Origin of the sequence: Pseudomonas inefficax, assembly GCF_032164165.1 — a bacterium.
Taxonomy (GTDB): Bacteria; Pseudomonadota; Gammaproteobacteria; order Pseudomonadales; family Pseudomonadaceae; genus Aquipseudomonas; species Aquipseudomonas inefficax.
Genome location: NZ_CP134401.1, coordinates 3,872,352 through 3,889,380, shown reverse-complemented (window position 1 = coordinate 3,889,380; position 17,029 = coordinate 3,872,352). Strand labels below are relative to the sequence as shown.

At 63.0% G+C, this 17,029-nt stretch carries 13 protein-coding genes; 3 read left to right on the top strand and 10 right to left on the bottom strand.

Annotated features, from left to right (window positions below):
- Positions 1-41 precede the first annotated feature (41 nt).
- From bamA to rpsB, 9 genes are all read right to left on the bottom strand, one after another.
- Entirely contained in the window at positions 42-2,390 is a 2,349-nt protein-coding gene (bamA, locus tag RIN61_RS17520) for an outer membrane protein assembly factor BamA (protein WP_313853116.1), read from the bottom strand.
- 74 nt (positions 2,391-2,464) lie between these two features.
- Positions 2,465-3,817, bottom strand: coding sequence for an RIP metalloprotease RseP (gene rseP / locus RIN61_RS17515; RefSeq protein WP_112251049.1), 1,353 nt, complete (start codon positions 3,815-3,817; stop codon positions 2,465-2,467).
- A gap of 71 nt (positions 3,818-3,888) precedes the next feature.
- A complete protein-coding gene (gene ispC, locus RIN61_RS17510) occupies positions 3,889-5,079 on the bottom strand; it encodes a 1-deoxy-D-xylulose-5-phosphate reductoisomerase (RefSeq protein WP_112251047.1) in 1,191 nt (396 codons plus the stop codon).
- The gene (locus tag RIN61_RS17505) at positions 5,076-5,891 is read right to left on the bottom strand and encodes a phosphatidate cytidylyltransferase (protein ID WP_013971253.1); all 816 of its coding nucleotides are present in this window, start codon (positions 5,889-5,891) and stop codon (positions 5,076-5,078) included. The genes ispC and RIN61_RS17505 overlap by 4 nt, the downstream gene beginning before the upstream one ends.
- Entirely contained in the window at positions 5,891-6,646 is a 756-nt protein-coding gene (gene uppS / locus RIN61_RS17500) for a polyprenyl diphosphate synthase (RefSeq protein WP_015269194.1), read from the bottom strand. The genes RIN61_RS17505 and uppS overlap by 1 nt, the downstream gene beginning before the upstream one ends.
- 15 nt (positions 6,647-6,661) lie before the next feature.
- Positions 6,662-7,219, bottom strand: a complete 558-nt coding sequence (gene frr / locus RIN61_RS17495; RefSeq protein WP_013971251.1) for a ribosome recycling factor — start codon at positions 7,217-7,219, stop codon at positions 6,662-6,664.
- Positions 7,216-7,959, bottom strand: a complete 744-nt coding sequence (gene pyrH / locus RIN61_RS17490; RefSeq protein ID WP_056796398.1) for a UMP kinase — start codon at positions 7,957-7,959, stop codon at positions 7,216-7,218. The genes frr and pyrH overlap by 4 nt, the downstream gene beginning before the upstream one ends.
- Before the next feature lie 180 nt (positions 7,960-8,139).
- Positions 8,140-9,003, bottom strand: coding sequence for a translation elongation factor Ts (gene tsf / locus RIN61_RS17485; protein WP_112251043.1), 864 nt, complete (start codon positions 9,001-9,003; stop codon positions 8,140-8,142).
- A 186-nt stretch (positions 9,004-9,189) separates the two neighbouring features.
- Positions 9,190-9,927 carry a 30S ribosomal protein S2 gene (rpsB, locus tag RIN61_RS17480; RefSeq protein WP_003252287.1) on the bottom strand — a complete coding sequence of 246 codons (738 nt, stop codon included), beginning with the start codon at positions 9,925-9,927 and terminating at the stop codon, positions 9,190-9,192.
- Between the two features lie 411 nt (positions 9,928-10,338).
- Between rpsB and map the strand changes: the two genes are divergently transcribed.
- Genes map through dapC form a run of 3 tightly spaced genes read left to right on the top strand, consistent with a single transcriptional unit; the run spans position 10,339 to position 15,093 of the window.
- The gene (gene map / locus RIN61_RS17475) at positions 10,339-11,121 is read left to right on the top strand and encodes a type I methionyl aminopeptidase (RefSeq protein WP_004375406.1); all 783 of its coding nucleotides are present in this window, start codon (positions 10,339-10,341) and stop codon (positions 11,119-11,121) included.
- Between the two features lie 42 nt (positions 11,122-11,163).
- Positions 11,164-13,866 carry a [protein-PII] uridylyltransferase gene (locus RIN61_RS17470; RefSeq protein ID WP_207877136.1) on the top strand — a complete coding sequence of 901 codons (2,703 nt, stop codon included), beginning with the start codon at positions 11,164-11,166 and terminating at the stop codon, positions 13,864-13,866.
- A 30-nt stretch (positions 13,867-13,896) separates the two neighbouring features.
- The gene (gene dapC / locus RIN61_RS17465) at positions 13,897-15,093 is read left to right on the top strand and encodes a succinyldiaminopimelate transaminase (protein ID WP_112251039.1); all 1,197 of its coding nucleotides are present in this window, start codon (positions 13,897-13,899) and stop codon (positions 15,091-15,093) included.
- 124 nt (positions 15,094-15,217) lie between these two features.
- Here the strand turns inward: dapC and RIN61_RS17460 are convergent, their stop codons facing one another.
- Positions 15,218-16,864 (bottom strand): Na+/H+ antiporter, encoded by a 1,647-nt coding sequence (locus RIN61_RS17460; RefSeq protein ID WP_112251037.1) that lies wholly within the window; start codon positions 16,862-16,864, stop codon positions 15,218-15,220.
- Between the last annotated feature and the right edge of the window lie 165 nt (positions 16,865-17,029).

The window sequence follows — 17,029 nt, the reverse complement described above, 5'->3', positions numbered from 1 at the left end:
GCACTCCTGGATAAACCGTTGTCATTAAGCGAGGGCCGACCTCAGAAGGTCTGGCCCAGAGAGAATTGGAACACCTGGGTGTCGGCATCGTCCGGCTTCTTGACCGGCATTGCCAGGCTGAAGCTCAGCGGGCCCAGTGCGGTGATCCAGGTCACGCCCAGGCCGACCGAACTGGCCATGCCCGAGAAACCGACCTTCTCGCAATCAGGCTGGTTGCCGCAATTGGTGTCGAACACGTTACCCACGTCCCAGAACACGGAGGTGCGCAGCGAACGCTGGTCCTTGACGAACGGCAGCGGGAACAGCAGCTCGACACCGCCTTGTACCAGCACGTTGCCACCAAACGGCAACGGATCCTGGTCCGGGTCCTTCAGGGTGCCTGGCCGCGTACCGTCGCTCGGCGTACTGCGTGGGCCGAGGCTGCTGTCCTTGAAGCCACGCACCGAGTTGAAGCCACCCGCGAAGTAGTTCTCGTAGAACGGCAGGCCAGAGGTACCGCCGTAGCCATCACCATAGCCCAGCTCGGTGTGCAGGCGCAGGGTGTAGTTGTTGCTGATCGGCTTGAACAACTGGCCACGGTAGTCGAGCTTGTAGAACGACAGGTCACTTCCTGGAACAGTCGATTCCAGGGTCAGGCTCTGCGAGTGACCGCGGGTTGCCAGCACGCCCTTGTTCAGGGTCGATTCCGACCAGCCGATCGAGGCCTTGAAGTTCAGGAAGTTGTCGCCTTCCTCTTCGAGGAAATCGAAGATCTCGTCAACGGTGTACTTGCCGGTCTTGATCTTGTCCTGCTGCACGCTCAGGCCGTAGGTAAGGCGCGAGGTCTCGCTGATCGGGTAGCCCAGGCTGACGCCCGCACCGTAGCTGTCCACCGCGTAGCTGGCCACATCGACGTCGAGGTCGTCGTAGTCGGTGCTGCGGTAGAAGGCGTTGTAGCCCAGGCTCACGCCATCGGCAGTGAAGTAGGGGTCAACGAAGCCGAAGTTGTAGCGGGTCTGGTATTCCGAACGGGTCAGGCCGATGGAAACCTTGTTACCAGTACCGAGGAAGTTGCTCTGGCTGATCGAACCACCGAGGATCAGGCCGGCGCTCTGGGCGAAACCGACGCTGGCGGTGATCGAGCCGGAGGCCTGCTCCTCGACGCTGTAGTTGACGTCGACCTGGTCGTCGGTGCCCGGCACCGGCGGGGTCTCGACGTTCACTTCCTTGAAGAAGCCCAGGCGTTCCAGACGGGTCTTGGACTGGTCGATCAGGTAGGTCGAGGCCCAGCCGCCTTCCATCTGGCGCATTTCGCGACGCAGCACTTCGTCTTCGGTCTTGGTGTTGCCGCGGTAGTTGATGCGGTTGACGTAGGCACGCTTGCCCGGATCGACCACGAACATGATGTCGACGGTGTGGTCTTCATCGTTCGGCTGCGGCACGCCGTTGACGTTGGCGAAGGTGTAGCCTTCGTTACCCAGGCGGCGGGTGATCAGCTCGGAGGTGCTGGTCATCACCTTGCGCGAGAACACCTGGCCAGGCTGCACCAGCAGCAGCGACTTGACCTGGTCTTCCGGCACCTTCAGGTCACCGGACAGCTTCACGTCACGGACGGTGTACTTCTCGCCTTCGTTGATGTTGACGGTGATGTAGACGTGTTTCTTGTCCGGCGTGATGGACACCTGGGTGGAGGCGATGTCCATGTTGATGTAGCCGCGGTCCAGGTAGTAGGAACGCAGGCGCTCCAGGTCACCGGAGAGCTTTTCGCGGGCGTACTTGTCGTCGTTCTTGAAGAACGACAGCCAGTTGGTGGTCTTCAGCTCGAACAGCTGCGCCAGGGTCTCATCGTCGAACACGTTGTTGCCAACGACGTTGATGTGCTGGATGGCGGCGACGGTGCCTTCGTTGATCTTGATCTTCAATGCCACGCGGTTGCGCGGCTGCGGCACCACCTCGGCGTCGACCTCGGCCGAGTAGCGGCCCTGGGCCACGTACTGGCGCTGCAACTCGTTACGCACGCCTTCGAGGGTGGCACGCTGGAAGATCTCGCCTTCGGCCAGGCCGGATTGCTTCAGGCCCTTCATCAGGTCTTCGGTGCTGATCGCCTTGTTGCCTTCGATCTCGATGCTCGACACCGACGGGCGCTCGACCACGTTGATGATCAGGACATTGCCATCGCGGTTCAGCTGAATGTCCTGGAAGAAACCGGTCTTGAACAGGGAACGGGTCGACTCCACCAGGCGGCGGTCGTCGGCCTGGTCGCCGACGTTCAGCGGCAAGGCACCGAAGACACTGCCGGCGGAAACCCGCTGCAGGCCGTTGACGCGGATATCGGAGATGGTGAAGGACTCGGCGTGAACTTCAGCGATCATCAGTGCGGACATGACCGCAGTTAGCAGCAGACGTTTCATGAAGTCCTTTTATTCCAACTGGCAATAAACAGCCCGCCGCGACAAAACGGCAGGTTTCGCAATTGAGCGAAGCTTTATAGTCGACCCAGATCGTTGATCAGGGCGAGCAACATCACCCCTATGACCAAACTGATACCGATCTGGACCCCCCAACCTTGCACCCGATCCGACAGCGGACGACCGCGCGCCCACTCGACCAGGTAAAACAGCAAATGCCCCCCATCCAGAACCGGGATGGGCAGCAGGTTAAGAACCCCCAGGCTTATGCTCAGATAGGCCAGGAAATTCAGGAAATCCCCCACGCCGGACTGGGCTGAAGCGCCCGCCACTTTAGCAATGGTTATCGGTCCACTCAAGTTTTTTACCGAGAGCTCTCCGAACAGCATTTTCTTCAGCGATTCAAGGGTCAGGACACTCATGTTCCAGGTGCGTGACAAGCCCTCGCCCACCGCATCCAGCGGGCCGTAGCTGACTTCGCGGAGCATGTTGGCGGGCCATTCGCCACCTTTTACCCCGGCGCCAAGATAGCCGCCGGCCGCCTTGCCCTCGCCCTTGCGAGCCAGGGTGACCGGGACCTCCAGCGCAGCACCATCGCGTTCGACACGCACCATGACCTTGGCCTGTGGACGAGCCCGCACGGCATCGACCACCTGCTGCCATTCGCTCACTGCCACGCCATCGAGGGCCAGCAGCTTGTCACCGGTTTTCAGGCCCGCAGCGGCAGCCGGCCCCTTCGGATCGATCTCGGCCAACACCGGCACGATTGCCGGGCGCCAAGGGTGCAGCCCCAGGGACTGGATCGGGTCCGGTTCGTCGGCGCCCTTGAGCCAGCTGTCCAGCTTCACCTGCAATTGGCGCTCGGCGCTGGCACCCTCTTCGCGCACGCCAACTTGCAGGGTGCCGCTCTCACCCAGGCGGCGAACCAGCTGAAGGTTGACCGCAGACCAACCATTGGTCGGCTTGCCGTCGATGGAGACGATTTCCTGACCTGCGGTCAGGCCTGCCGATGCTGCCAGGCTGCCAGCATCGACCGCACCGATCACCGGGCGGATCTGCTGGGTGCCCAGCATCGCCAGCACCCAGAAGAACAGGATGGCCAGCAGGAAATTGGCAACCGGGCCCGCCGCGACGATCGCGATGCGCTGGCGCACGGACTTGCGGTTGAACGATTGCTCGACGAGTGCAGGCGGCACATCGCCTTCACGCTCGTCGAGCATCTTGACGTAGCCACCCAACGGGATCGCCGCGATCACGAACTCGGTGCCGTGGCGGTCATGCCAGCGCAACAGTGGCGTGCCAAAGCCCACCGAGAAGCGCAGCACCTTGACACCGCAGCGGCGCGCCACCCAGAAGTGGCCGAATTCATGGAAAGTGACCAGTACACCCAAGGCTACGAGGGTGCCGATAATCATGTAGAGCGCTGTCATATCCATCTCCGAATGATGTTCAGCGGGCTGGCATCATGCCCAGCCCCCTCGCGAACCGTGGTGGGCCAGCATCAACGACCGTGACGCCTCAGCCACTCACGGGAAAGCTCCCGGGCACGCTGGTCGGCGGCGAACACCGCGTCCAGCGATGGCAGCGGTACGACGGGCTCCTGATCGAGCACCTGTTCGATCATACCCGCGATCTCCGGGAAGCGGATACGCCGCTGGAGAAATGCCTCGACCGCGACCTCGTTGGCCGCATTGAGCACGGCCGGTGCGCTGTTGCCGGCCTCGGCAGCCTGCCGCGCCAGGCGCAGGCAAGGGAAGCGCTGTTCGTCGGGCGCCTGGAAATCCAGACGGGCGATGGCGAACAGGTCCAGCGGAGCCACCCCGGAATCGATCCGCTCGGGCCAGGCCAGGGCGCTGGCAATGGGCGTGCGCATGTCCGGGTTACCCAGCTGCGCCAGCACCGAACCGTCCACGTAGTCCACCAGGGAGTGGATCACGCTCTGCGGGTGCACCACCACTTCGACCTTGGCCGGTGCGGCATCGAACAGCCAGCAGGCCTCGATCAGTTCCAGGCCCTTGTTCATCATGCTGGCCGAATCCACGGAAATCTTGCGCCCCATGGACCAGTTGGGGTGCGCGCAGGCCTGTTCCGGGGTAACGTCCAGCAGCGCCTCGACGGGGGTCTCGCGGAACGGGCCGCCAGAGGCGGTGAGCAGGATCCGGCGTACGCCGACGGCACTCAGGCCGCGCGCATAGTCGCCGGGCATGCACTGGAAGATCGCATTGTGCTCGCTGTCGATCGGCAGCAGCACGGCACCACTGCGCCGCACCGCTTCCATGAACAGCGCGCCGGACATCACCAGCGCCTCCTTGTTGGCCAGCAACACCTTCTTGCCCGCCTCGACCGCCGCCAGGGTCGGGCGCAGGCCGGCGGCGCCGACGATGGCCGCCATCACCGCGTCCACTTCCGACGCAGAAGCCACCTGGCACAACCCGGCCTCGCCTTCCAGCACCTCGGTGGCGCAACCCGCCGCAGCCAGGCTCTGGCGCAGTCGGGTGGCCGCCTCGGCGCTCGGTACCACGGCGAACGCCGGGCGATGGCGCACGCACAGGGCCTGCAACTCGTCGATACGCGAATAGCCACTCAGGGCGAACACCTGATAGCGGTCAGGATGGCGGGCGATGACGTCCAGCGTGCTCAGGCCAATGGAACCGGTGGCCCCGAGCACGGTAATACGCTGCGCACGACTCACATCACACCCCATTCGGCAGCCCACAGCAGCACGGCGAAAATCGGGATCGCCGCAGTCAGGCTGTCGATGCGGTCGAGCACCCCACCATGGCCGGGCAACAGGTTGCTGCTGTCCTTGATGCCGGAACGGCGCTTGAACATGCTTTCGGTCAGGTCACCGACCACCGAAGACATGACCACCAGCGCGGCACTCAGCAGGCCCAGCAGGATCTGGCCGAAGCCCCAGTCGCGACTGATGCCGACCACCAGGGTAATCACCAGGCTGACCGCCAGGCCGCCATACACGCCTTCCCAGCTCTTGCCCGGGCTGACCTGAGGCGCCAGCTTGCGCTTGCCGAAGGCACGGCCAGAGAAGTACGCGCCAATATCGGCAGCCCACACCAGCACCATGACTGACAAGATCAGCCAGTTACCCAACGGCCAGTGCTTGAGCAGCACCAGCCCCTGCCAGGCCGGCAGCAAGACCAGCAGGCCGATCAGCAACCGGCAGGCGGCACTGGCCCACAGCTCGCTGCTGCGCGGATAGGTAAGCACCAGCCAGGTGGCCAACCCCCACCAGATCACCGCAGCACCCAGCACCCAGGGCGCCAGCTCCGGAAGGATGTACAGCAGCATCAGCGCTCCGGCGACGACCACGGCATAGGCGATGCGCAGCGGCTGGGCCATGAGCCCGGCCAGACGCGCCCACTCCCAGGCGCCGAGGGTCACCACGAAGCCGATGAACAAGGCGAAATCCCCACCGTTTAGCAGGAAGAAGCCACCCAGCGCGATCGGCAGCAGGATCAGCGCGGTAATGATGCGTTGTTTAAGCATTAAGCACGAGCTCCAGCCTCGACCTGCTCGCTGGTCTTACCGAAGCGGCGCTGGCGCGAAGCGAAATCGGCCAGGGCGTTGCGCATGGCCTCGTGTTTGAAGTCCGGCCAGTACAGGTCGGAGAAATACAGCTCGGCGTAGGCCAGCTGCCACAACAGGAAGTTGCTGATGCGGTGCTCGCCACCGGTGCGGATACACAGGTCCGGCAGCGGCAGCTCGCCGGTTGCCAGGCAGGTCTGCAGCAGGCCCGGAGTGATATCTTCCGGGCGCAGGTGCCCGGCTTGCACTTCCCGCGCCAGCCGCTGGGCGGCTTGGGCGATGTCCCACTGGCCACCGTAGTTGGCCGCGATCTGCAGGATGAAACGGTTGTTGCCGGCGGTCAGCGCCTCGGCTTCGCGCATGGCGGCCTGCAGCTCGGGATGGAAACGCGAACGGTCACCGATGATACGCAGGCTGATGTTGTTCTCGTTGAGGCGCTTGGCCTCGCGCCGCAGGGCCGAGAAGAACAGCTCCATCAGCGCACCGACCTCTTCGGCGGGACGCTGCCAGTTCTCGCTGGAGAAAGCGAACAGGGTCAGTACCTCGACCCCGGACTCGGCACAGACTTCGATGACCGCGCGAACGGCGTCGACACCCGCCTTGTGCCCGGCAACGCCGGGCAACAGGCGTTTTTTCGCCCAGCGGTTGTTGCCATCCATGATGATCGCGACATGACGCGGCACCGAGGACGGCGCCGCTGGCTTGGTCTTTTCCATTAAAAAACCCCGGCCTTAGACGGCCATCAGGTCCTTTTCCTTGGCTTTGAAGGCGGCATCGACCTCGGCAACATACTTGTCGGTCAGCTTCTGGATTTCGTCAGCGGCGCGACGCTCTTCGTCTTCGCTGATTTCCTTGTCCTTGGTCAGCTTCTTCAAGTCGGCCAGGGCGTCACGGCGCACGTTGCGCACGGCCACCTTGGCATCCTCGGCAACGCCGCTGGCCTGTTTGGTGTAGCCCTTGCGGGTTTCCTCGGTCAGGGCCGGCATCGGCACACGGATGGTGGTACCGGCGCTGGACGGGTTCAGGCCCAGGTCGGAGGTGAGAATGGCCTTCTCGATGGCGGCGCTGAGGTTCTTGTCGTGAGCGACGATCTTCAGGGTGCGGGCATCTTCGACGGTGATCGCGGCCACCTGGTTAAGCGGCATCTCGCTGCCCCAGGCCGTGACCTTGACGCTGTCCAGGATGCTCGGGTGGGCGCGACCGGTGCGGATTGCCGCCAGGTTGCGAGCCAGGGCCTCGAGGGACTTGGTCATGCGCTCCTGCGCGTCTTTCTTGATGTCGTTGATCATGCTTGGCCTTCCTCGATCAGAGTGCCTTCAGCGCCACCCACCACGATGTTCAGCAGGGCGCCAGGCTTGTTCATGTTGAATACCCGCAATGGCATCTTGTGGTCACGGCACAGGCAGATTGCGGTCAGGTCCATCACGCCCAGCTTGCGATCCAGGACCTCGTCGTAGGTCAGGTGATCGAACTTCTCGGCATGTGGGTCCTTGAATGGATCGGCAGTGTACACACCATCGACCTTGGTCGCTTTCAGCACCACGTCGGCATCGATTTCGATGGCGCGCAGGCAGGCCGCGGAGTCGGTGGTGAAGAACGGGTTGCCGGTACCGGCGGAGAAAATTACCACATCCCCGGAGTTGAGGTGACGAATAGCTTTGCGACGATCGTAATGATCGGTGACACCGACCATGGAAATGGCCGACATGACCAGGGCCGGGATGTTCGAGCGCTCGAGCGCGTCGCGCATGGCCAGGGCGTTCATCACGGTGGCCAGCATGCCCATGTGGTCACCAGTGACACGGTCCATGCCGGCTGCGCTGAGCGCGGCGCCGCGGAACAAGTTACCACCGCCGATCACCAGGCCGACCTGGACACCGATCCCTACCAGCTGGCCAACTTCGAGGGCCATGCGATCCAGCACTTTCGGGTCGATCCCGAAGTCTTCCGAGCCCATCAGGGCCTCGCCGCTAAGTTTGAGCAAAATGCGTTTATAGCGAGGTTGGCGACCACTCACCTGCTGAGCCATTGCGAGTCTCTCCTGCGGCGTACTTTTAGAAAATTCGTGCGGGCTGTTTGCAGCCAGCTAACTGTAGCGTGGCACCGCTTCGGTGCCAGCGGCGATGGGCCTTATAAACCCTTCGCCGTTTTGACAAAGAGGCTGCGCGCGTGAGCGGGCAGCCTCTTTGGGGCGACAGACGGGGCTGTCTTACTGCTTGGCAGCAGCGACCTGAGCGGCAACTTCAGCAGCGAAGTCGTCGACTGGCTTCTCGATGCCTTCGCCTACCTTGAAGTAGGTGAAGGAAACGATTTCAGCACCGGCTTTCTTGGCCAGCTCGCCAACCTTGACTTCCGGGTTCATGACGAAGGCTTGCTCGACCAGCGAGGCTTCGGCCAGGAACTTCGAGATACGACCTTTGATCATGTTCTCGACGATGTTTTCCGGCTTGCCGGCGATCTTGTCAGCGTTCAGCTGCAGGAAGACGCCCTTCTCGCGCTCGATGGCTTCGGCCGATACTTCCGACGGCAGCAGGAACTCAGGGTTCGAAGCTGCAACGTGCATGGCGATGTTCTTGGCCAGATCGACGTCGCCGCCTTTCAGGACAACGGCAGCGCCGATCTTGTTGCCGTGCAGGTAGGCACCGACAACGTCACCTTCAACGCGCACCAGGCGACGGATGTTGACGTTCTCGCCGCACTTGGCAACCAGGGCTTCACGAGCAGCTTCGCGCGAGGCGATCAGCGGAGCGGCGTCGGTCAGCTTCTGGGCGAAAGCTTCTTCGATGCTTTCGGCAACGAAGTTCTTGAAGTCATCTTGCAGGGCCAGGAAGTCGGTCTGCGAGTTCACTTCCAGCAGGACGGCGGATTTACCGTCGGTCTTGACCGCGATAGCGCCTTCAGCAGCGACGTTGCCAGCCTTTTTGGCGGCCTTGATGGCGCCCGAGGCACGCATGTCGTCAATGGCTTTTTCGATGTCGCCGTCGGCCTTTTCCAGGGCCTTCTTGCAATCCATCATGCCTTCGCCGGTACGCTCGCGCAGTTCTTTGACCAGCGCTGCAGTAATTGCTGCCATTTCAAAATCCTCTTGGAAAGTTTTTCAACCATTCCACCCGTTCGTCACGGGCGTTCAATTCTGCGAATCCGCTGTGTTTATCTCAGCTGACCCATGATGCGGGGCCGATGCTGACAGCAGGATTTCAAGGTGGCAAAAAGGGGGCAGAGCCCCCTTTTTGCGTGCCAAGTCGACGCTAGCGTCTAATTACTCGGCAGCAGGTGCAGCCGCTTCTTCAGCGTAAACTTCGGTGCCGCCGGCAACGTTGTTGCGGCCGCGGATGACTGCGTCAGCCATCGAAGTCATGTACAGCTCGATAGCGCGGATGGCGTCATCGTTACCTGGGATGATGTAGTCAACACCTTCCGGGCTGCTGTTGGTATCGACAACGCCGATAACCGGGATGCCCAGCTTGTTGGCTTCGGTGATCGCGATGCGCTCGTGATCAACGTCGATAACGAACAGAGCGTCTGGCAGACCACCCATGTCCTTGATGCCGCCCAGGCTGCGATCCAGTTTTTCCAGGTCGCGGGAGCGCATCAGAGCTTCTTTCTTGGTCAGCTTGGCGAAAGTGCCGTCTTCGGCCTGGGTTTCCAGGTCGCGCAGACGCTTGATCGAAGCGCGGATGGTCTTGTAGTTGGTCAGCATGCCGCCCAACCAACGGTGGTCAACGTACGGCGAACCGCAACGAGCAGCTTGCTCGGCGACGATCTTGCCGGCGGAACGCTTGGTGCCGACGAACAGGATCTTGTTCTTGCCCTGGGCCAGGCGTTCTACGAACGACAGAGCGTCGTTGAACATTGGCAGGGTTTTTTCCAGGTTGACGATATGGATCTTGTTACGCGCGCCGAAAATGTACTTGCCCATTTTCGGGTTCCAGTAACGGGTCTGGTGGCCGAAGTGCACACCGGCCTTCAGCATATCGCGCATGTTGACTTGGGACATGATAGTTCCTTGATAAGTCGGGTTGGGCCTCCACGTATCCCAATGACCAACCCGCGAATTCTGCAACTCGGGGCACCCAGGTCATCGTGTCGACACGTGTGTGGGTTAATGCTGACGGGGTCATCCCCGAAAGCGGCGCATTTTATACCACAGACCGCGGCCGAACGGAACCCGGATACCATTGCGTCCGTCAGCGGCTTTTGCAGCACCCCGCCAAACAGGCGAGAATGCTTTCCATAGATGACAGCTTCAACAAGGGTAACCGATTCGTGTGGGCGCGGGCTTGCCGGCGATGGACTGCGCAGCAGCCCCAATTCTCCATCCGCATGCCGACCGATCGGCGCCCTGCTCTGCTAGAATCCGGCCTTTCCCGTTTGTTCGCGCCGTGCACGGCGCCGTAGAGAGCCTGTAATGACCGTCACCATCAAGACTGCAGAAGACATCGAGAAGATGCGCATCGCCGGCCGCCTGGCCGCCGAGGTGCTGGAAATGATCGAGGAACACGTCAAGCCCGGTGTCACCACCGAAGAGCTGGACCGCCTGTGCCACGACTATATCGTCAACGTCCAGCAGGCCATCCCGGCACCGCTCAACTACAAGGGCTACCCGAAGTCGATCTGCACCTCGATCAACCATGTGGTCTGCCACGGCATCCCCAACGACAAGCCGCTCAAGGATGGTGACACGCTGAACATCGACGTCACCGTGATCAAGGACGGCTACCACGGCGACACCAGCCGCATGTTCCATGTCGGCACCGTGCCGGTATGGGCCGAGCGCCTGTCCAAGGTCACCCAGGAATGCATGTACAAGGCCATCGAACTGGTCAAGCCAGGCTGCCGCCTGGGCGACATCGGCGAAGTGATCCAGAAGCACGCTGAAAAGAACGGCTTCTCGGTGGTGCGCGAGTTCTGCGGCCATGGCATCGGCAAGGTGTTCCACGAAGAGCCGCAGATTCTGCACTACGGCCGCGCCGGCACCGGCATGGAGCTGAAGGAAGGCATGACCTTCACCATCGAGCCGATGATCAACCAGGGCAAGGCCGACACCAAGGTGCTGGGCGACGGCTGGACCGCCATCACCAAGGACCGCAAGCTCTCGGCCCAGTGGGAGCACACCCTGGTGGTGACTGCGACCGGCTACGAGATCTTCACCCTGCGCAAGGACGACACCATCCCGCGCACCTCGGCCTGACCGCACTCCCACAGGCCACCCCCACGACAGGAACGTGACGCGATGCCCCAGGTGGACCCCGAGCTGTTCGACCGCGGCCAGTTCCAGGCGGAACTGGCCCTCAAGGCGAGCCCCATCGCCGCCTTCAAGAAAGCCATCCGCCAGGCCGGCGAGGTGCTCGACAAGCGTTTCCGCAGTGGCAACGAAATTCGCCCGCTGATCGAGGCCCGCGCCTGGCTGGTCGACAACATCCTGCAACAGGCCTGGAACCAGTTCGACTGGGGCGATCAGAGCGGCATCGCCCTGGTCGCGGTGGGCGGTTACGGGCGCGGTGAGCTGCATCCGCATTCGGACATCGACCTGCTGATCCTGCTGGGTGCCGCCGAACACGAGCAGTACCGCGATGCCATCGAACGGTTTCTCACCCTGCTGTGGGACATCGGCCTGGAAGTTGGCCAGAGCGTGCGCACCGTCGACGAATGCGCAGAGCAGGCCCGAGCCGACCTGACGGTTATCACCAACCTGATGGAAAGCCGCACCATTGCCGGTCCCGAAGCGCTGCGCCAGCGCATGCTGGAAGTGACCAGCACTGCGCACATGTGGCCGAGCAAGGACTTCTTCCTGGCCAAGCGGGCTGAACTCAAGGCCCGCCACCACAAGTACAACGACACCGAGTACAACCTCGAACCCAATGTGAAAGGTTCACCCGGTGGCCTGCGCGACATCCAGACAGTGCTGTGGGTGGCCCGCCGCCAGTACGGCACCCTCAACCTGCACGCGCTGGCCGGCGAAGGTTTCCTGCTGGAAAGCGAGAATGAGCTGCTGGCCTCGTCCCAGGACTTCCTGTGGAGGGTGCGCTACGCCCTGCACATGCTGGCCGGGCGCGCCGAGGACCGCCTGCTGTTCGACCACCAGCGCAGCATCGCCGCGCTGCTGGGCTACAGCGACGACAACCCCAAGCGGGCGATCGAGCAGTTCATGCAGCAGTACTACCGGGTGGTGATGAGCATCAGCCAGTTGTGCGACCTGATCATCCAGCACTTCGAGGAGGTCATCCTCGCCGATGACGACAGCGGCACCACCCAGCCGCTGAATGCGCGCTTCCGCCTGCATGACGGCTATATAGAAGCGGCCAGGCCGAACGTGTTCAGGCGCACGCCGTTCGCCATGCTGGAAATCTTCGTGCTGATGGCCCAGCACCCCGAGATCAAGGGCGTACGTGCCGATACGGTGCGGCTGCTGCGTGAGCACCGGCACCTGATCGACGACACCTTCCGCACCGATATCCGCAACACCAGCCTGTTCATCGAGCTGTTCAAGTGCGAAATCGGCATCCACCGCAACCTGCGGCGGATGAACCGCTACGGTATCCTCGGCCGCTATTTGCCCGAGTTCGGCCTGATTGTCGGGCAAATGCAGCACGACCTGTTCCACATCTACACGGTCGATGCGCACACCCTCAACCTCATCAAGCACCTGCGCAAGCTGCAATACACGCCGGTGTCCGAGAAATTCCCGCTGGCCAGCAAGCTCATGGGGCGCCTGCCCAAGCCCGAGCTGATCTACCTGGCCGGCCTGTACCACGACATCGGCAAGGGCCGCCAGGGCGACCATTCGGAGCTGGGCGCGGTGGACGCGCAGAAGTTCTGCGAACGCCACCAGTTGCCGGCCTGGGACAGCCGGTTGATCGTCTGGCTGGTGCAGAACCACCTGGTAATGTCGACCACCGCCCAGCGCAAGGACTTGTCCGACCCTCAGGTGATCAACGATTTTGCCCTGCACGTGGGCGACGAGACACGCCTGGACTACCTGTACGTGCTGACCGTGGCCGATATCAACGCCACCAACCCCAGCCTGTGGAATTCGTGGCGGGCCAGCCTGCTGCGCCAGCTGTACACCGAGACCAAGCGCGCCCTGCGCCGTGGCCTGGAAAACCCGCTGGACCGCGAAGAGCAGATTCGCCAGACCCAATCGGCGGCGCTGGATATCCTGGTGCGCGAAGGCACCGACCCGGACGACGTCGAGCAACTGTGGTCGCAGCTGGGCGATGACTACTTCCTCAAGCACACCGCCGCCGACGTGGCATGGCACAGTGACGCGATTCTCCAGCAGCCGGCCGATGGCGGGCCGCTGGTGCTGATCAAGGAAACCACCCAGCGCGAATTCGAGGGTGGCACGCAGATCTTCATCTATGCCCCCGACCAGCACGACTTCTTCGCCGTGACGGTGGCGGCCATGTCGCAGCTGAACCTGAACATTCATGACGCGCGGATCATCACTTCGAGCAGCCAGTTCACTCTCGATACCTATATCGTGCTGGACAACGACGGCGGCTCGATCGGCGACAACCCGCAGCGGGTCAAGCAGATTCGCGATGGCCTGACCGAAGCGCTGCGCAACCCCGAGGACTACCCGACCATCATCCAGCGCCGGGTACCGCGCCAGCTCAAGCACTTCGACTTCCCGCCACAGGTGACCATTCTCAACGATGCCCAGCGACCGGTGACCATCCTCGAAATCACCGCACCCGACCGCCCAGGCCTGCTGGCCCGGCTGGGGCGGATCTTCCTGGAGTTCGACCTGTCGCTGCAGAACGCCAAGATCGCCACCCTTGGCGAGCGGGTGGAAGACGTGTTCTTCATCACCGATGCCGACAACCAGCCGCTGTCCGACCCACAGCTGTGCAGCCGGCTGCAGGAGGCCATCGTCCAGCAGCTGCAGGCCGGCCAGGCCAGCGATGCCAGCCCTACCCGCGTAACCTTTTAACGACTAGACGATTGACGAGACCTTGCGCCGATGAACCATGCCTTGACCCAGCTTCAGCCCTACCCGTTCGAGAAACTTCGCGCCCTGCTGGGTAGCGTTGCACCTGCGGCGGACAAGCGCGCCATCGCCCTGTCGATCGGTGAGCCGAAGCACGAATCGCCGGCGTTCGTTGCCCAGGCCATGGCCGACAACCTCGACAAGCTGGCAGTGTACCCAAGCACCATCGGCCTGCCGGCCCTGCGCCAGGCCATCGGCCAGTGGTGCGAGCGGCGCTTCGGCGTACCGGCCGGCTGGCTGGATGCCGACCGCCACATCCTGCCGGTCAACGGCACCCGTGAAGCGCTGTTCGCCTTCACCCAGGCCGTGGTCAACCGCGCCGATGACGGCCTGGTGGTCAGCCCCAACCCGTTCTACCAGATCTACGAAGGCGCAGCGCTGCTGGCCGGTGCCACCCCGCACTACCTGCCCTGCCTGGAAAGCAACGGTTTCAACCCCGACTTCGACGCCGTGCCGGCTGAAGTGTGGAAGCGTTGCCAGATCCTGTTCCTGTGCTCGCCGGGCAACCCCACCGGCGCACTGGTGCCGATAGCCACACTGAAGAAGCTGATTGCCCTGGCCGACGAGCACGACTTCGTGATTGCCGCCGACGAGTGCTACAGCGAGCTGTACTTCGACGAGGATGCCCCACCACCAGGCCTGCTGACTGCCTGTGCGGAACTGGGCCGCAGCGACTTCAAGCGCTGCGTGGTATTCCACAGCCTGTCCAAGCGCTCCAACCTGCCGGGCCTGCGCTCCGGCTTCGTCGCCGGTGACGCCGAGATCATCAAGCCGTTCCTGCTGTACCGTACCTACCACGGCTGCGCCATGCCGGTACAAACCCAGCTGGCCAGCATTGCTGCCTGGCAGGACGAGGCGCATGTGCGCGAGAATCGCGACCAGTACCGCGCCAAGTACGATGCCGTGCTGGATATCCTGCAGCCGGTGCTGGATGTGCAGCGCCCGGATGGCAGCTTTTACTTGTGGGCCAAGGTACCCGGCGGCGATGCCGAATTCACCCGCGACCTGTTCGAGGCCCAGCATGTGACGGTGGTGCCGGGGTCGTACCTGTCGCGTGAAGTGGATGGCGTGAACCCGGGTGCCGGGCGTGTGCGCATGGCACTGGTTGCACCGCTGGCCGAGTGCATCGAGGCGGCGGAGCGAATTCGCGCGTTTCTGCAGAACCGCTGATTTCGCAAGACCTGTGGGAGCGGGTTTACCCGCGAAGAATGCAACGCGGTGCATGGCACCGGCTTTGCCGGTGTTCGCGGGTGAACCCGCTCCCACAGGAGCCCTAAGAGGGAAGCCCCACGATCTACCTGACTGCCCCCAGGTTTGCCTCACTCATATCCAGCTCCCCCAGCACCTGCCGCACCACCTCATCCCCCACCAGATGCTGGCGATGCAGGTTGTACAGTTCCAACCGCTGCGCCCGCAGCGCCCGCAAGCGCAAACGCCGCTCCAGCAGGTCCATCTGCTCGGCCAGGGCCTTGGCCTCGGCGCTGTCGTTATAGCTGTCCAGCTCATCACGGTATTCCGCCATCAAGCGCGCCTTCAACTCGGTCGCCAGAGTCGCCTGCGCGGCATCCTGCGGCGCATTGCTGTCGATCACTTCCTCGGCCTCCAGCGCATGGATCGCCGCCTCGGCCGTGCGTCGCCACGCTTCCTGCACCTCCTGATGCAGCCGCTCGTCCGGGCTTTTGGTAATACCGCGCAGTAAAATCGGCAACGCGATACAGGCACTGATCAATGACAGCAGGATCACCCCCGCCGCAATGAAAATCAGCAGGTCACGCTCCGGGAAGGCTTTGCCCGCCCCTATCAGCAGCGGGATCGACATCACGCCGGCCAGGGTGACCGCACCGCGCACACCACCCAGGGTCAGCAACCAGCAGGAACGCGCCGTGGGCATCAGCACCAGCGCGGGCTTGCCGCGCCAGCGGCGTACCACACCGATCGAGCGCCAGATGCTCTGCACCCAGATGAACCGCAACAAGATCAGCGCGGCAAAGATCGCCACCACGTCCAGACAGCGGTAGGCCAGGGTCGGCCATACAGTCGCTTCGTGGCTGACCACCGCCTTGATGATGTCTGGCAGCTGCAGGCCCAACAGCAGGAAAATCAGGCCATTGAAAGCGAACTCCAACAGCGACCACACGCTGCGGTTGAGCAGGCGCGTGCTGGTCTGCCTTGGCAGCAGGTCGAGCCAGCTCTGCATCATGCCGGCCGCCACCGCCGAAAGGATGCCCGACACGCCCAGGCGCTCGGCCAGCACGTAGGCGGCGAAAGGCAGCAGCAACATGAACACCACGTGGGTGGCCGGGTCGTCCCAGCCGCGGGCGATCATCCATGCCCGCAGGCGGCCGATCAGCCAGCTCAGGGCCACGCCCACCGCCAGGCCGCCCAGGGCGACCAGAACGAAGCTGAAGCTTGCATCCGTCAGCGAGAACACCCCGGTGATCGCCGCCGCCAGGGCAAACTTGAAGGTCACCAGGCCCGAGGCATCGTTCATCAGGGCCTCGCCCTGGAGCATGTGCATCAGCGGGGTGGGCAGCCGGTCCTGGGTAATGGCCGAAACCGCCACGGCGTCGGTCGGCGACAGCACTGCGGCCAGGGCGAAGGCCACGGGCAGCGGGATGCTTGGCAGCAACCAGTGAATGAAGTAACCGGCACCGACCACGGTAAACAGCACAAGGCCCACGGCCAGCGCCACCACCGGCCCACGAATGCGCCACAACTCGCGCTTGGGAATGCGCCAGCCGTCGGCGAACAACAGCGGCGGCAGGAACAGGAACAGGAACAGCTCGGGGTCCAGTGCCACATGCAGGCCCAGTGTCGGCCAGGCGAGCAAGGCACCGGCGGCGATCTGCACCAGCGGCAAGGGCAGCGGAATCATGCGGCCGACCAGCTTCGACACGCTGACCAGCGTCAGCAGGATGAGAACGGTATAGGCGGACTGCATCCGGGAAAGCTTCCTTTGTGAACCAGAGACGACAACAGGGCGAAACATCGCCATTGAAACAATATGTTAGCGGCGATGGGCGATTCGGGGCCGCTGCACGATAGTCGCAGGTGGCAGATGAATATGTAACATGATGATACCCAGCAATCGTGACTGAGGTTGGCG

Bases quoted from the DNA above. Each gene is read 5' to 3' on its own strand.
- map (WP_004375406.1), top strand. From the start codon at position 10,339: ATGACCGTCACCATCAAGACTGCAGAAGACATCGAGAAGATGCGCATC.
- frr (WP_013971251.1), bottom strand. From the start codon at position 7,219: ATGATCAACGACATCAAGAAAGACGCGCAGGAGCGCATGACCAAGTCC.
- RIN61_RS17460 (WP_112251037.1), bottom strand. From the start codon at position 16,864: ATGCAGTCCGCCTATACCGTTCTCATCCTGCTGACGCTGGTCAGCGTG.
- RIN61_RS17470 (WP_207877136.1), top strand. From the start codon at position 11,164: ATGCCCCAGGTGGACCCCGAGCTGTTCGACCGCGGCCAGTTCCAGGCG.
- rseP (WP_112251049.1), bottom strand. From the start codon at position 3,817: ATGACAGCGCTCTACATGATTATCGGCACCCTCGTAGCCTTGGGTGTA.
- bamA (WP_313853116.1), bottom strand. From the start codon at position 2,390: ATGAAACGTCTGCTGCTAACTGCGGTCATGTCCGCACTGATGATCGCT.
- pyrH (WP_056796398.1), bottom strand. From the start codon at position 7,959: ATGGCTCAGCAGGTGAGTGGTCGCCAACCTCGCTATAAACGCATTTTG.
- tsf (WP_112251043.1), bottom strand. From the start codon at position 9,003: ATGGCAGCAATTACTGCAGCGCTGGTCAAAGAACTGCGCGAGCGTACC.
- dapC (WP_112251039.1), top strand. From the start codon at position 13,897: ATGAACCATGCCTTGACCCAGCTTCAGCCCTACCCGTTCGAGAAACTT.
- RIN61_RS17505 (WP_013971253.1), bottom strand. From the start codon at position 5,891: ATGCTTAAACAACGCATCATTACCGCGCTGATCCTGCTGCCGATCGCG.
- rpsB (WP_003252287.1), bottom strand. From the start codon at position 9,927: ATGTCCCAAGTCAACATGCGCGATATGCTGAAGGCCGGTGTGCACTTC.
- uppS (WP_015269194.1), bottom strand. From the start codon at position 6,646: ATGGAAAAGACCAAGCCAGCGGCGCCGTCCTCGGTGCCGCGTCATGTC.